15 protein-coding genes and 1 pseudogene are annotated in these 15,503 nt (G+C 43.6%); 10 read left to right on the top strand and 6 right to left on the bottom strand.

Features of this window, described 5'->3' with window-relative positions; all coding sequences use genetic code 11:
* The first annotated feature begins 16 nt into the window (after positions 1-16).
* The gene (locus tag ABDV94_RS05235) at positions 17-451 is read left to right on the top strand and encodes an SRPBCC domain-containing protein (RefSeq protein WP_343605391.1); all 435 of its coding nucleotides are present in this window, start codon (positions 17-19) and stop codon (positions 449-451) included.
* A gap of 33 nt (positions 452-484) precedes the next feature.
* Here the strand turns inward: ABDV94_RS05235 and ABDV94_RS05230 are convergent, their stop codons facing one another.
* A complete protein-coding gene (locus tag ABDV94_RS05230; protein ID WP_343605389.1) occupies positions 485-1,048 on the bottom strand; it encodes a putative peptidoglycan-binding domain-containing protein in 564 nt (187 codons plus the stop codon).
* A 458-nt stretch (positions 1,049-1,506) separates the two neighbouring features.
* Between ABDV94_RS05230 and ABDV94_RS05225 the strand changes: the two genes are divergently transcribed.
* Both ABDV94_RS05225 and ABDV94_RS05220 read left to right on the top strand, forming a co-directional pair.
* Positions 1,507-1,938, top strand: a complete 432-nt coding sequence (locus tag ABDV94_RS05225; RefSeq protein ID WP_343605388.1) for a hypothetical protein — start codon at positions 1,507-1,509, stop codon at positions 1,936-1,938.
* Positions 1,939-1,968: 30 nt separating this feature from the next.
* The gene (locus tag ABDV94_RS05220) at positions 1,969-2,583 is read left to right on the top strand and encodes a hypothetical protein (protein WP_343605387.1); all 615 of its coding nucleotides are present in this window, start codon (positions 1,969-1,971) and stop codon (positions 2,581-2,583) included.
* A gap of 396 nt (positions 2,584-2,979) precedes the next feature.
* Here the strand turns inward: ABDV94_RS05220 and ABDV94_RS05215 are convergent, their stop codons facing one another.
* Positions 2,980-3,450 carry a hypothetical protein gene (locus tag ABDV94_RS05215; RefSeq protein WP_343605385.1) on the bottom strand — a complete coding sequence of 157 codons (471 nt, stop codon included), beginning with the start codon at positions 3,448-3,450 and terminating at the stop codon, positions 2,980-2,982.
* 161 nt (positions 3,451-3,611) lie between these two features.
* On the opposite strand from ABDV94_RS05215, the gene ABDV94_RS05210 reads away from it, so the two are divergent.
* Positions 3,612-4,775 carry a hypothetical protein gene (locus tag ABDV94_RS05210; RefSeq protein ID WP_343605384.1) on the top strand — a complete coding sequence of 388 codons (1,164 nt, stop codon included), beginning with the start codon at positions 3,612-3,614 and terminating at the stop codon, positions 4,773-4,775.
* Here the strand turns inward: ABDV94_RS05210 and ABDV94_RS05205 are convergent.
* Both ABDV94_RS05205 and ABDV94_RS05200 read right to left on the bottom strand, forming a co-directional pair.
* Positions 4,772-5,413 carry a DUF2306 domain-containing protein gene (locus tag ABDV94_RS05205; RefSeq protein ID WP_343605382.1) on the bottom strand — a complete coding sequence of 214 codons (642 nt, stop codon included), beginning with the start codon at positions 5,411-5,413 and terminating at the stop codon, positions 4,772-4,774. The genes ABDV94_RS05210 and ABDV94_RS05205 overlap by 4 nt on opposite strands.
* A 19-nt stretch (positions 5,414-5,432) precedes the next feature.
* Complete coding sequence (locus ABDV94_RS05200) at positions 5,433-6,233, bottom strand: hypothetical protein (protein ID WP_343605381.1); 801 nt, start codon at positions 6,231-6,233, stop codon at positions 5,433-5,435.
* Between the two features lie 239 nt (positions 6,234-6,472).
* On the opposite strand from ABDV94_RS05200, the gene ABDV94_RS05195 reads away from it, so the two are divergent.
* The 6 genes from ABDV94_RS05195 (at position 6,473) to ABDV94_RS05170 (ending at position 13,250) form a co-directional block, all read left to right on the top strand.
* Positions 6,473-7,384 (top strand): hypothetical protein, encoded by a 912-nt coding sequence (locus ABDV94_RS05195; protein ID WP_343605380.1) that lies wholly within the window; start codon positions 6,473-6,475, stop codon positions 7,382-7,384.
* A gap of 138 nt (positions 7,385-7,522) precedes the next feature.
* Positions 7,523-8,167, top strand: coding sequence for a DUF4290 domain-containing protein (locus ABDV94_RS05190; protein ID WP_343605378.1), 645 nt, complete (start codon positions 7,523-7,525; stop codon positions 8,165-8,167).
* A gap of 2 nt (positions 8,168-8,169) precedes the next feature.
* Positions 8,170-9,477: a UDP-N-acetylglucosamine 1-carboxyvinyltransferase gene (murA, locus tag ABDV94_RS05185; protein WP_343605376.1), complete on the top strand. Its 1,308-nt coding sequence runs from the start codon at positions 8,170-8,172 to the stop codon at positions 9,475-9,477.
* An 8-nt stretch (positions 9,478-9,485) separates the two neighbouring features.
* The gene (locus ABDV94_RS05180) at positions 9,486-10,001 is read left to right on the top strand and encodes a TlpA disulfide reductase family protein (RefSeq protein WP_343605374.1); all 516 of its coding nucleotides are present in this window, start codon (positions 9,486-9,488) and stop codon (positions 9,999-10,001) included.
* A 182-nt stretch (positions 10,002-10,183) separates the two neighbouring features.
* Positions 10,184-10,672 (top strand): methionine-R-sulfoxide reductase, encoded by a 489-nt coding sequence (locus ABDV94_RS05175; protein WP_343605372.1) that lies wholly within the window; start codon positions 10,184-10,186, stop codon positions 10,670-10,672.
* A gap of 208 nt (positions 10,673-10,880) precedes the next feature.
* A complete protein-coding gene (locus ABDV94_RS05170; protein ID WP_343605370.1) occupies positions 10,881-13,250 on the top strand; it encodes a T9SS type A sorting domain-containing protein in 2,370 nt (789 codons plus the stop codon).
* Between the two features lie 92 nt (positions 13,251-13,342).
* On the opposite strand, the gene ABDV94_RS05165 is transcribed toward ABDV94_RS05170, so the two are convergent.
* Positions 13,343-14,212 (bottom strand): DUF4249 domain-containing protein, encoded by an 870-nt coding sequence (locus ABDV94_RS05165; protein WP_343605369.1) that lies wholly within the window; start codon positions 14,210-14,212, stop codon positions 13,343-13,345.
* An 11-nt stretch (positions 14,213-14,223) separates the two neighbouring features.
* Positions 14,224-15,503, bottom strand: a pseudogene (locus ABDV94_RS05160) (hypothetical protein); the annotation flags it as partial.

Genomic DNA, 15,503 nt, shown 5'->3' with positions numbered 1-15,503 from the left:
ACAAAGACGCAATCCGATGAAAAAAGAAATCAAAACAGAAATCCGCATCCAGGCTCCGGCCGAAAAAGTATGGAACATCCTAACCGCATTTGGTGATTACCCTCAATGGAATCCGTTTATCAAATCCATTGAAGGAACTGCCCGCGTAGGTTCGAAAATTACAGCGCGTATCGAAGCACCAGGTTCCAAAGGAATGACCTTCAAACCGACCGTCCTGGTTTTTGATCCGAACAAAGAATTCCGCTGGATCGGGCATCTGCTGTTCCCGGGACTCTTTGATGGGGAACACCGCTTTGAACTGATCGACAACGGAGACCATACCACCACGTTTATCCAGGCCGAAAAATTCAATGGAATCCTCGTGCCACTGCTCCGCAAAATGCTCGACGGTGGAACTATTGAAGGATTCCGTGCAATGAACAACAAGTTGAAAGAATTGTGTGAGAAGTAATACCTGTTCGAAAGAGTGCAAACGGCTTTCAAATCATGGTCTGAACCCTTTTGTAAACGCATTCAGCCGGTTCATCCATCCTTTCAGGAATACCGCATTTTTTCCTTTCCCGATGCGGTGAAAGAATGCGGCACGCTGTTTCACCAGCTCATCAAACAAGGCTCGGGGATCAAGCGCATTGGCAGCATTGATGGTGTTTATTCCGATTGCTCCGTCAACAACAACATGCCCTCCCAATTGATTGATAGCACGCTGTAAGGTCAGCCCGGCTTGTCTGGCTCCGGAGCCCCAGGCAATGGTCGTAACCATCAATCCGATGGAAAGCGAGTGAAATTCTTTCGCGCGGACTTTGGAATAGTAAAGCGAATCGAAAACAGCAAACCAATCGTCGTTCGACATGCTGAAAAAGCGTTGATCATTGGTTTTTCCGAACTTTTTGCGCCATACGGAATAGGTGATCCCTGCATTGGTGTGCCAGCCGGTTTTTCCGTTAAACGGAGTAGGGCAGGGTGTTTTACTTGCAGAATCGGAAGTGTTCCGGCTCAAACCGCCTTCCCATTTTCGCTCAAAGGCGATGAAATCGTTTAGTGTCATCATTTAGGTCAATAGATAAAAAATGAATAGTTTTTTCATTTGAAATTTACAACTCTTTTTCGAGTCTTGTTTCGGTTCTCAGAAATAAATCCTTCAACGGAGAAAGCATCTTGTAAAGCTGGTTTCGGGAAATGGAAAAAATACTACATTGCGGGAAATTTAAAATCAACCGTATGGGACTATTTGACTTCCTGAATAACAACAAACCTGAAAATCGGTAGCCGCATCCGCAATTGCAAGCGGCGATCGAAAGCTTTGAAAAAGAAATTTTTGAATTCATTCCCGGATACTTATAAGAGCTTGCTATCAGGTTGTTGCGGTGAACCAAATGCAGGTGTATCTGCTTTTTCAGGTGCTTGAAAGCATCAATAACCGGAAAGGATGAATTTATCCGCGAATTTACTTGCTAAAATGCCTGATTGTAGACTACATTTGGTGTAGAACCGCAACAAAGAATTCACATGAAAACACATCAGACTACTTGGGGGAAAGTCATTACTGCTTTTTGCTTTTGCACGTTTGCAATCGGAACTTCCTATTCCCAGCAGGATCATCAGCGCATAACCGGATCGTATTCCAATCCGAATAACATGGCCAATACGTATAAAGTAAACTGCGGATGCAATTCTCCCGGAATACTCCATTACGAAGATGCCGAAGGAGATCCCCACACGCTGTTGCTTTGTTTCGATACCGAGCCGGGAAGTTTTTATGAGATTTTCGAAGGAGAAGGGATCACTGTGGAAGGAAACCTGAGATTGGTGACGTGTGATGATAGTGAAACACACGAAGTACTGTTTGTTGTAAAATCCGAAATGGAAATTCAGAACCGCAGAGAATTGGTGCCTGAATTCATTAAAAAACAGCCGGGGCAGGGATCAAAAGAAAGATAGTATCCCGGTCTTCAATTTGATTTTGAAGTGATGTTGAAAGAAACTTTTCAGGAACTGGTATCCAGGTATACCGAAGATCAGCCTACGGTACAGGAACTCTGGTCTGAAATCGAAACGTACTATTCCGGTGAGGGCAGGTATTACCATACACTTCATCACCTGGAAAACCTGCTCAACCAACTGATAGAAATCAAACCGCTTTTGAAAGATTGGAACACCATCCTGTTTACGCTTTTTTACCACGATGTGATTTATGACGTGTTGAAGCCTGATAACGAAGAAAAAAGTGCGGAGCTAGCCGGGAAACGCATGAAACAGCTTCAGATTCCGGATGAAATCATCCAGCGTTGCAAAGCACAGATTCTGGCTACCAAATCACATGTGCAATCCGGAGACGAAGACACGAACTACTTTACCGATGCGGATTTATCTGTTTTAGGTCAGGATTGGGAAGCCTATGCCGTTTATGCGGAACATGTAAGAAAAGAATATGCCGTTTACCCGGACGCACTTTACAATCCCGGGCGTAAGAAAGTACTGGAACATTTCCTGGCAATGAACCGCCTGTTCAAAACAGCATATTTCTATGGAAAATATGAAAAGCAGGCGGTGGAAAATCTGAGAACAGAGCACAGCATGCTTTAATCTCTCATGAAACAAAAAGCTGTTTAAAAGCATAGAGGGCATATATACACATGCCCTCATTTTCTATTCGCTTATTAGGTTTAGGTGGTAGGCATTCATTCGTTCGGTAAAAGCTAAATTCACATTGTTTCTGATACCCTAAACGAAGCAGATTGAAAATTGGTTGGAAAATGACATTGAATGAATGATTGGTCTGCGGAAATCAGCGAGAAAATCAACTATATGGGAACATAACACACATAATCCAATTATTATTATTCATCTGCATAATTCGCGAAATCGTTCGGCTGAGCTCACGACGAAGTCCACGGGAGACAAGAATCAGTTGCCCCAAAAAGAAAATCGAGTGAATTCCAAAATCCACTCGATTTCCCGATTTTTTCTGAAGGGGTCTGCTTATTTTTTCGGCGTCTCGGATGAAGCAACGTTTTTGCTTTTCGGACTTTGATTCCAGTACTGCATAATGATAAATGATACGGCTACTGCACAGCCAATACCTTCAGTGAATAGTGTTAATGCAGCTTGACCCAGAGTAATGTTGTTGTTCCAAAGTATACCCCCTTCAAATTTGCTGATAAAATCAGGTTGAATAAACATGGCGTAAATCACAAACGAGACAAAGGATAGAACTACTGTCACGACATTAGCCAGAATCAGAGAAGCCCATCCTGACAAATAATCATTATCGTATTGACTTTCGTGATTTTTCCGCGCAAGTCGGTTTGTAAAGTAAATAATGATAAAGAAATTCAAAAACCGGAGCGAAGCTATATTTTCAAGTGAAAATAACTTCATGAGCAAAAATAGGAGTGCAATCCCTGCAAAACTATAAAGCCCATAGCGTATGGATTGAGATCGATTGTTCATAGCGGATACTATTTTAAAGTTGAGAAGAAGTTACAATAAAAAATGGTGACTTCCAACTATTTAACATTTGAATTTCCATGAGACCGGTGAACAAAATCAGCTTCCGGCTGTATCGGGAACTAAAGAAATTCTGTTACATTCGTAAAACTAAATCCCGGCTCATGAAAAACCTGCTTTATGTTATTGCAATGGGAGTATTCCTGGCTTCCTGCGGAAATCCTGCTGCACCCGATTCGGAAAATCAGGTGGGAGGAAAATCCAATGAACAGCCTGTTGAACAAATCAAACTGAGTGAATCGGATTTGTTTGATGGTGAAAGCGTGCGCCTGTTCCTGTTTCAAAACCCGAAAGCCAACCAGGAATCGAACCAGCAGTTTCTGAACGCGCTTGATGAGTTTAAAAACAAAAAGAACCTGAATGCGGCTGCAAGTGGTTTCCTGACTTCCATCATGACGTATCCGAGTTCAAAAGCATATTACGAATTGGGAAATGTATACATGGAGCAAAGCAACTACCAACAAGCGCTGAATGCCTATTCCATGGCTGAAAAACTGGGATATGAACCGTTCTCAAAAGTACTGTTCAATGTAGCCTGTGCCTATTCCCAATTGAAAAACTACCCGATGAGTGCCGATTACCTTCAATACGCCATTCAGTCCGGATATGCGAATATCGACAACATCGAAAAAGATGCCGACCTGAAAAACCTGCGGGAAGAAGAGCCTTATCTGTACAAAAGTAAAATGACGCTGGCACTGAATGGAGTTTCGGATGTGGAAAACCTGCACTGGCTTCAGTTCAAACGCAATTTTGTCCAGGCATCCTTTCCCATCAACCTGACGGATAACCAGGGAAAACCGGTGTTGGATGAAAAGAATCGGATTTCCTACGATTTTGAGCGCTTCATCTCCGAAATGCGCGATGAGCGTTTCTCGCGCGAAGTTAGTAAGGGATTCTTCAATTTTGTACAAGTAGCGGAAAACAACCAATTCGTGGCGTTGATCTATATCGTGAAAGACGAATTCAATGGAGATATGTCGCCGCTGACCTACCGCCTGGTGACTTTCACTAAAGAAGGGAAGATCATTGACAAGAAAGAGATTGCGGGACGGGAAGATTATTCCGAAAACCTGAAAATGTGTACGATCAACAAAGATTTGACCTTTACGATCAGTTATTACGAAACAACTTTCCAGAAGGATCCGGAAGAAGAAGGGTACTACGAAAACCCGATCGTGTCTAAAAAGAAAGTTTCTGCAGAGAAATACCGGATCAGTTCATCCGGTAAAATTCAATACGTATCTCCGGTTACTGTATCGGCTTAGTGCGCTGAAAGCAGTCGTTGGATCAATCCTTTTCTGATCAGGAATTCCGCCAGCAGCAGGTTGGGAATCCAGCTTGCCCATGACAGGATAACGTACAAATCCACCGGATTCATCTGCAGGTGGAAGACATCAAACAAGTAAGAGTAGAGCCGGAGTGAAACCGCCGAAAGCGTCAGCGCATAACTCCGCAGCATCCATTTTCCGTGAACGACGTAGTTTTTCTTCCGTACAAAGGAATAGGCCAGGAAGGTACTTCCGAGCCACAAAATGCTTAATATGACAAAACTTGCCTGGGCAGGATAACCACCGTTGGCATAAAATGACATGACCAGTGCGGCAGGTCCGGAGATCAGTAAAGTTGTGATGAGGTAAATGAACCCCGAAACACGGTGTATCTTCGGATAACGGGCAATGATCGTTTTGCTGAACTGGAACAAACCGCTGGTGATGATCAGGATGCTGGTAAACACGTGGATATAAAAACTAAAACGCCAGTGTTTGATATGGTAAATGAGCTGTTTGGTTTTCAAAAAATCGACACCACGGCGCATCTCGAGATACGGAAGTGAAAGCAACAGCAGCAAGTACGAAGCATACAGAACCCCGACCGCGAAAACGAACCAGCTGGCTTTTCTCATAGAAATAAAGAACTGTAAACTAGAAATAATTGAGAGTGATTTCGATTCCTCCCGGACCTTTGAAAAACGGTTCATCATCCTTTTTTTGAACCAGTTTGAAGGTCATACTCCGTTCCTTTAAGTACGTGTTTTTCTCCCATTCTATGAGCAGACTCTTATCGGAATTGAACTTCCAGGAACCGGTGACGGTTTCCAATTGCCTTGTTTTCTGTTCGACCGGGTAATACGTCAATGTTACCAATCCGTTTTCATCAAAGCTGAGATCATCATCATTCAGTTGGGAACGGGAAAAAACTTCCAGGAAATTATTTTCCGTAATCGGGCCGCCGTCGTAATAGGCTTTTTCATCCGATCTTTTTGGGATCACTTTCCGGGTAAGTTTGAACTTTTTGGTCGAAATCTTAGGATCTTTTGCTGTCCAGGTTGCATCTGCACTGAAATCCTTTTTCGAGATTTTCAGGACAAATACACCGTCATACGGATTGTCGCCCGGCTCGTTGAGCGTGAGTTCGAAATAATCAGGATGCTGTACGACATCACCGCTGATATTGCGCTGCAAGCCTTTGTGAATGTTGTATCCGACCGCTTTTTTGTCATTCACATACGTCAGAAAGATGTTGATGAACCCGTCACCGAAATTTCCGGTATACATTCCTCTCAGTGTATCGAAATCTGTTTCGGGAAACCAGGATTCCGTTTCAACAGAATCCGCTTTATTTTGAGCTGTTTCGGCCGGTTGCTGTGTTTTCGAATCGGAAGAACACGATTGAACGGCTAAAAAGCTCCATATACCAATGGACAGCATCAGAGATGTTTTCATAGCGAGATTATTTCACCGCTAAAAATAACTTTTTATTTGTCAATGAGGCCGAAATGGTGATGGATAATGTTGAAGAATCAAGGTCTGAGCAAGTTAGAAAAAAAACGTCATTTCGGAGCTTTTTTCTTGTCTTAAATGTCGGTTTATCGGTTAAAATTCGTATCTTTGATTGTCGACAAAAAACGCCGTAATCAGGATAGTCTGTGCGGGAAAAATTTAATTACCTAAATAAAAATCAAATGAAAAAAATCCTTTTCGTGGGATTGGCTTTTATGTCTCTCCTTTCTTGTAAAAAGCAAGAATTAACTCCTAATTCCAGCTCTTCCGGGCAAACAACAAAACCACATACGAATAACCAGGAAAAAAGTGGAAACCTGGTATGGGGATTGGGTGCTGATCACCGGGTGTATCGTTGGAATCCTGCCGGGAACAATTGGGCGGAGCCGAATGCTGCAGCTCGTATGTATGACATTTCCGTTAGCCAGGATTACAGTGGAGCTGTTTGGGCTTTGGGATATGACGGACGTGTTTACCGTTGGAATGCGACATCCAATTCGTGGGATGAGCCAAACAGTACAGCACGATTGACTCAGATCTCCGCATGTTCGGCAACAGAAGCTTGGGGTGTTTACCAGGTAGGTGCAGCACGTAATGTGTATAAAACGTTTAACGGAGGAGCAACCTGGTCTTTGATGCCGATGAACGGATTACCTAATTCTTCAGGGAATACCGGGTTGATGAGCGTTAGTGCAACGGATGGAAATTCAGCTATCGGTATTGGTCGCGATTTAAAGGCTTACAAGTTCAATTATTCAACGAACCAGTGGTCATTGATCGTTGCGGGAGATACGAAGATTTTCCGTTGTTTGAGTGGTGGTATTGCAACTGTTTGTTGGTCAATTGCATCAAGTCCAAGTGTGAATGATGTGGTTTACAAGTTAAATTATGAGCCGTGGATTTCCGGTGGAACGTATAGCTGGACAGTTCCGAATTCTGCAGGGCTGATGAGATTGCTTTCAACGAGTGTTGATGGAGTTGTTTGGGCTTTGGGATACGATAATCGCGTTTACAGATGGAATGCAGGAACCAATTCCTGGGATGAACCGAATCCTGCAGCACGATTGGATGATATTGCATCCGGAAATCAATAAATTGATTGAAAAGAATAAGGAGAAAGGCGGGCAGATTGTCCGCCTTTTTTCGTTGTTGTGATTCATTATGAATGCTTCTTCAATTTGGGGGCGATATTTCGATTTAAAACCTTATTTTTGAACTTTCGAAAACAATTTATGGAATACAACACCACGAGACCGAAGTTATTACTTCCGGAGTATGGTAGAAACGTACAGGAAATGATTTCCCACGCTATGGAAATTGCTGACCGTGAGGAGCGAAACAAAGCCGCACGCGCAATCATTGAGGTGATGGGACAATTGAACCCGCATCTGCGTGATGTGGACGATTTCAGACATAAGCTGTGGACGCATTTGTTCGTGATGTCTGATTTCAAACTGGATGTTGATTCTCCTTATGAAATTCCGAAACCGGAAATGCTTTCCAGCAAGCCGGAACGCATGATTTATCCGAAAGGACGAATCCGATACGGGCATTATGGAAAATATACGCAGGAAATTTTAAAAGACGCAAAAGATATCACTTCTTCCGATGAGCGCGAGTACCTGAAAACAACCATGGCCAATTTCATGAAAAAACAGTATCTGGCATACAACAACGATGCAGTTGAAAATCATGTGATTGCAAACCAGTTGAAAGAGTTGTCCCAGGGAACGCTGGTACTGGAAAACCCGGATGAGCTGATGAACACGAACCTGATCCTGAAATCATTTGGAATTCAGCCGAACAAGCGTCCGAAAAAGAATCAGAAAAATCAAAAGAATTTTAAAGGAAAAAACCAAAATCGTAAACAGAACTAAGTATGTCGTCTTTTGAAATTTACGGAGGGAAGAAATTAAAAGGAGAATTAACGGTTCAAGGTGCAAAAAACGAAGCTTTACAAGTTTTGTGTGCACCTTTGCTGACTGCTGAAAAAGTAACTATTTCGAACATTCCGGATATTGTGGATGTAAACAAGTTGATCGACTTGCTGCAAACCATGGGAGTGAAAATCGAAAAAGTGGAGCGGGGAACGTATGTTTTCCAGGCGAAAGAAATTGATCTGGCGTACCTGGAAAGCGAAGATTTCAAAAAAAGAGCGGCATCACTGAGAGGTTCGATTATGATTGTTGGTCCTTTACTGGCTCGTTTCGGAAAAGGATTTATCCCGAAACCGGGAGGAGATAAAATCGGGCGCAGAAGACTGGATACGCATTTCGAAGGATTTGCCCTGCTGGGAGCAAAATTCAACTACGATGCAGGCGAGCATTTCTATTCGATTGAAGCGAAAAAATTAAAAGGAACATACATTCACCTCGACGAAGCTTCCGTAACCGGAACCGCAAACGTGATTATGGCAGCTGTTCTGGCAGAAGGTACAACGACTTTCTACAATGCGGCCTGCGAACCATACATTCAGCAACTGTGTAAGATGCTGAACGCAATGGGAGCGAAAATCTCCGGAATCAGTTCCAACCTGCTCACCATTGAAGGAGTGAAGGAACTGGGAGGTTGTTACCACCGCATTTTGCCAGATATGATCGAGATCGGTAGTTTTATCGGGTTGGCGGCCATGACGCAGTCCGAAATTACGATCAAGGATGTGAGCTGGGAAAACCTCGGGGTGATTCCGAATACCTTCCGCCGTTTGGGAATCAAATTGGAGCGCAGAGGCGATGATATTTACATTCCTTCCCAGGAATCCTACGAAATTGATACGTTTATCGACGGGTCGATCCTGACGATTTACGATGCACCGTGGCCGGGGTTCACACCGGATTTATTGTCCATTATCCTGGTGGTGGCTACGCAGGCAAAAGGAAGCGTGCTGATCCACCAGAAAATGTTCGAATCGCGATTGTTCTTTACGGATAAGCTGATCGACATGGGGGCACAGATCATTTTGTGTGATCCGCACCGCGCAACGGTGATCGGATTGGGAAGACAACACAAATTACGTGGGATCCAAATGACTTCGCCGGATATCCGTGCGGGAGTCTCCCTGCTGATCGCGGCGTTGTCTGCAGAAGGAAAAAGCGTCATTCACAACATTGAACAAATTGACAGAGGATACCAGGATATCGACATGCGTTTACGCAACCTGGGAGCTGATATCCGACGGATTAATTAATACTCATTATGAAAAATTCAATCATCATTCTTTCAACATTATTGGTTGTCGGAGCGGCTTTATCTTCATTTAAATCGGTAAAAAGAGCACCCGGAGTAGGTTCAAAAGCTCCTGAAATTGCTTTGGTTGGAGTGGACGGAAAAACGGTGAAACTTTCTTCCCTGAAAGGAAAAATGGTTCTGATCGATTTCTGGGCTTCCTGGTGCGGACCTTGTCGTAAGGAAAACCCGAATGTGGTAGAAGCATACAACAAATACAAAAAAACGAAATTCAAGAACGCGAAAGGTTTTGAAGTATTTTCCGTTTCATTGGATCGCGATGAAGCGAAATGGAAAGAAGCTATCAAAGCGGATGGTTTGATTTGGAAAAGTCATGTTTGGGACAAATCCAATGAAGCCGGAAAGGCATATGGTGTTCAGTTCATTCCAAGCGGATTTTTGGTGGATGGTGAAGGGAAGATTGTTGCTTCCGGAGAAGCGTTGAGAGGTTTGGGATTGCACGTGGAGCTGGATAAGTGTAAATAGCCCGGTTTTTGGGTGGATCTGTGCTGTCGAAAAGACGCATCCCGCATAGCCTGTTCCGGCAAATTCGGAATGCGGGATTTGCTCAGTAGCAGTACGTGCTTCATCAGCCCGGATCGCACCAAATAACATCCCTCAAAATCCAAAATGCCCGGTTTGGCGTATATCACTAAAAACGATTGACCATGAAAAATGTTGTGATTATGCTCTCCCTGCTTTTCGGATTCAGTGCTTGCTCGCAGGAAACCCCGAAATCCGATTCAACCGCTGTGAAAAAGAATGTGAAGTACAACAAACTTACCCCGCAGCAGGAAAGTGTACTGATCGGCAAAAATACGGATCGTCCGTTTACGGGAGATTATTATCAGAAGACAGACAAAGGCGTGTATATCTGCAGACAATGCAACAATCCGCTCTACCGTTCCGAAGACAAGTTTGAATCTCATTGCGGCTGGCCGAGTTTTGACGATGAAATTCCCGGTGCTGTGATCCGCGTGCCGGATGCAGACGGGATGAGAACCGAAATCATTTGTGCCAATTGTAAAGGACACCTCGGACACGTATTTACCGGTGAAGGCTTTACCGACAAAGACACCCGGCACTGTGTCAATACAAGCTCCATCGTGTTTTATCCGTCAAAAGACCTGGATAAATTGCCCAAAGTGATTAAGTAAGTACGCTTATTACAAGCATGAAAATAGAAACGGAAGAGTTGCTCATTGTAGCAGCTCTTTTTTTTTGTTGTAACAAGTTGATTATGAATTGGAAAGGTGTTCTGGGTATGAATCTTGATTTGTTAAAAATAGAAATTTAACACGGTTTTTTGTTTAAAATAAAACAGGATTTCATAATATAGCCCCCTTAACAAGTAAAGCGCTATTTATGAAAACACTGAATCTTTCGGCGGCGGCCATGCTATGCATCGGTAGCTATTTGAGCTCTTACGCTCAGGAATTGAGAAAAGCTCCTTTACCAAAAGACGCGTATTCTCCAACAAAACAATTCCAATTTGAAAACCAGCGAAAAGTGAGCAAGGTTTATCAAACATTACCCGAAGTCTATATCATGGATTTTTCAGGTGCCAAAACAAAGGCTGTTTCAACCGGGATGGAACAAACAGTTTCGCAAACACTCAGTAAAGCATCGTATGTGGATTATTCCAATAGGAAAGCGATTGGAGATTTACTGTCGCTTCGCCCGGAAGCCTTAAGTGTGCAATTGCCGTTTGAAGGCCAGGTGTTAGTCTTGGATTTGGTTCAGGCTTCCTTATTCGGAGATGCATTTGCAGTTCAGTCAAACAACCCGGAAAAAGTACTGGGAGTGAAGCTTGGATTGTATTATCAGGGAACTGTCCGTGGAACGAACTCGGTGGTTGGAGTGAGTTTCTTTGAAGATGAGTTCAGTGTGTTGATATCGCGCGATACGCCGGAAGATAAAACGATCGAATGCGGGTTTCTCCGAACAGCCGAAAACGATAAAGGAACACACATCTTGTACTCCGATGACGATTTAACGCTCAACATTTCGCATCCATGTGGTGCAGAGAGTTTGGATCAATACCACCAGGCGGTCGAACAGCTTTCGAATCAGTATGGGATCCTGGAAGAAATGGAGAAAGCAACCTACAAGTGTGTGACCTACTTCTGGGAAACCTCCTACAATTTGTACACGTCGAAAGGAAGTTCACAGGCGGTTACCAATTACATGACTTCCCTGTTCAATAACTTCCAGATTATCTATAACAACGAACAAATCGGTTCCAAACTGAACCAATTGTTCATTTGGACGACACAAGATTCTTACGCCGATAATTTAAATACGTTTTCAGCAAACCGAAGCGGTTTCGGGGCAAACCTGGCGACTTTGTTCTCGACTACCGGTGGTGGCGGGGTCGCATGGCTGGATCAGATCTGCGGAAGCAATGAATACTACAAACACGGATTCTGTGGTTCGGTAGGAGGAACGATTCCTGCAGTACCGAACTATAGCTGGGCAGTGAATGTAGCGACACACGAGGTTGGTCACAACCTGGGGTCTCCGCACACGCACGCTTGTAGTTGGACAGGTGGCGCAATCGATGGTTGTGGCCCGGCTGCAGGGTACAGTGAAGGTTGTACCGGCCCGATTCCTTCCAACGGAGGAACGATCATGAGTTACTGCCATTTGAACAGTGTGGGAATGAACTTCAGCCTGGGATTTGGTCCTCAACCCGGAAACCTGATCCGAAGCAGGGTAAACAGCTGTATTACGCTGACCTGTGATACGGACGGTGGCGGATCAACCTGTACAACTGCTTATGAACCGAATGAAACGCAGGCAGCAGCAGTTGCCATTACGAGTGGAACAGCTATTTCAGCAGCAATAGCAACTGCCGGAGATATTGATTATTACAGGATCACCACTTCGGTTACAACCAACAATGTTTTCAATTTGGTAGGGCCTTCAGGCGTGGATTTTGACATGACAATTTACAACAGCGCCGGTACTCAGATCGGAGCAGGAGCGGGAAGTACGGCAACAGAGTCGGTGACACTGAACGGACAGGCTGCAGGAACGTATTACATTAAAATCTTCGGTTACAACAATGCGGCAAGTTCAACGTGTTATAGCCTGACTGCTACGGCAACTCCGGTAAACAATTGTTCAACAGCATATGAGCCGAATAACACCAGTTCAGCAGCGGCAACCATTCCGCTTTCAACAACCATTTCTGCTGCCATTTCATCCAACACAGACCCGGATTACTACAAAGTGACGACCACATCGGTTGGAACGTATCAATTTAACCTGGTTGGGCCAAGCGGGGTAGATTACGACCTCTATGTGTATAACAGCGCGGGAACCCAGATTGGATCCGGAGTGAGCACTACAACAACAGAGAGCATTTCGATCACCAATTTGGCAGTTGGAACATATACGATTCTGGTAACGGGATATAACGGTGCGAACAGTGCTACCTGTTATACCTTGAATGTTTCCAAAACATCCGCGACTCCTATGAGTGATGCGATTTCCACGGAAATCTACACGGTTTACCCGAACCCGGCAAAAGATAAGTTGTTCATCAACTCGTCAGGAGCGGAAGAGCAACTGACCGTCCAGGTACTCGATATCAATGGGAAAGTACTTGCAACACATCACTTGTTGAACAACTCGGCAATCGATGTTTCAGGTATCAGTACCGGGGTGTACTTTGTGAAAATCGTATCGGAAACGGAGAAGGTGACTCAAGTAAAGTTCATCAAGGAATAACGAAAAAGATTCTTTGAAAAAATCAAAAGAGGCTGTTCTTTCCGGACAGCCTCTTTTTTTGGTTAATCATCGGGTGTGTGGTGAATAGACTGTTAAAATTGGCTTAGATCGAAATATTGAATGTCCGGAAAATGCGCATTGAAGAAACCGTATCCATTGGTAATGTTGGAAGGATAGGAAATAGGCTCCATATTCAATTGGTTTAAAATATTTCCGCCATTGGTACCTCTTATTTTCAGGTAATTGAAATATTGTTCGTTGATGTTTGAAAGTGTGACCACGATACTGTCATGGGCGGTGACTCCTTCCAGTTTTACTTTTTTGGAATAGGCTCCTGCAAATTCCTTGTCGCTCACCAGAATGGTTTGTAAGGAGGAATTTTTACCGTTTTCAAAGTAATTTACTCCATCCATATTGCTGTAAATACTGGTTTTCGCATAAAAATTAAGCATATACCAATTGGATTTGTCCGGGATGTCATTGAAAGCAACGTTTACAAAGATGTTTGTATCTCCCGGATGCTTGTCTACCTGTGGCAGGCAGTTTGAAAAATCCACTTTTGGAAGCATAACGGTTTTGGAAGTGACCACGTGCTCTCCGCTTGTAATGACCAGTTCGTATTCCTGGTTGTAATCATATGCTTCGCTGTAGCTGATATAAATACCCGGATTGATTTCAATAAAATCAAAGGTTTGGTTATTGAATTTTACCTGAATAGTTGCTCCTGATACCAATAGGGAAGAAATATCATCTTCTTTGATGCCTTCCAGCACGGAGAAACTCTTGGTGAGTGTGATAATCATGTATTTATCCGGAATAAGGTGTGTGAAGACAACCAATTTTTCCGGTGCTGATTTGACGTTTATCGTAAGCGGTTTGGGGCGACAGCCCGTGAGTACCTGTACACTGATCGCGACTAAAACAATCAGCAGGCAGGAGGTGAATAATTTGATTTTGTTCATGTGTTGAAGTTTTAAAATTTAAAGTTCCAGCCGATAGATGGGATGAATCCAAATAATCCGGGTTGTTCGTAATGAACTTTTCCGGTATCAGGATCTGTACTTACGCGAACCTGAAAGGGCGTTGCCCGGTTGTAAACATTGTATGCTCCGATATGCCATTCAGAGCTGAATTGTTTGGTTTTATTTTTTTTCTTCTCTTTGGATTTGATAATGAAATTAACATCCAATCGATGCGACAATGACATCTTAACCGAATTCCGTTCCGCGTAAATCGGGATGATCTCCACCTTCGTCAAGCCTGCGTTAGGCTGGGCGTACTGACCGATAATCGGAGTGAAGCGCGCGCCGGTTGAGAGTTCAAAAATGCATGAGAAGCTCAGGCGTTTATTAATCGTGTAGATGAGTACATTGGTGAGATAATGCCTGCGGTCATATTTTGCCCAGAAAGCCTCCCCGTTGTTCAAACCGTCAAATTTTCGTTTGGTCCAGGATATCGTATATCCGATCCAGCCGCTCAGTTTTCCGCTCTCTTTTTTTAGCAGGAATTCTAACCCGGTTCCCCAACCTTTTCCCTGTATGAGGGACTCTTCAAAATGATCATTGAGAATAAGCTGGCTTCCTTCTTTGTATTCGGTCAGATGCTGCATGTATTTATAATACCCTTCGATCACAAAGGACGTATTTGCTTTGGGAAAGTACATATTGTAAGAAAGCGCTACCTGGTCCGAAATTTGAGGTTTCACCTTTTGGGATATCGGATACCACAAATCTGTCGGAAGGGCAACAGAACTGCTGGATACCCGGTGCATAAACTGGTACATTCTGGAAAACGATCCCTTAAAAGATTGGTATTCGTTGATCACATAAGTTGCATTGAACCTCGGGGACAAGCCGGCATAGGTTTTATTGACGGTGAAACAGATCGGAACAGATAACCCGCCCTGGATTTTCCAGCGGTTGTTTACATCGTATTTCACATCAGCATAGACATTCGTTTCTACGGTTTTAATCAACACCCCCTGCTTGCTTTTCAGGTATTCTGAAATTTCGCCTGAAGTCTTCACAATACTGGGTCTGAAATTGTGATTGGTCGCCTGAATACCGTAGAGAAATTTGGTTCTGGAATTTTTGAAATACTGAAAATCATACCGGACGCCCTGATCTTTAATGGCACTTTTGATCAGGATTTCATTGGTTTGCAAATCGACAAAACTTCCCTGGATGTTGTACTTGAATTGCGTGTAAATAAGAGACAGGTATGAAAATAACTTGGGGTTGAAGACGTGAGTCC

The organism is Fluviicola sp. (assembly GCF_039596355.1).
Classification (GTDB): Bacteria; Bacteroidota; Bacteroidia; order Flavobacteriales_D; family Crocinitomicaceae; genus Fluviicola.
The sequence above is the reverse complement of the archived record's forward strand: the minus strand, read 5'-3'. Positions and strand labels throughout refer to the sequence as shown.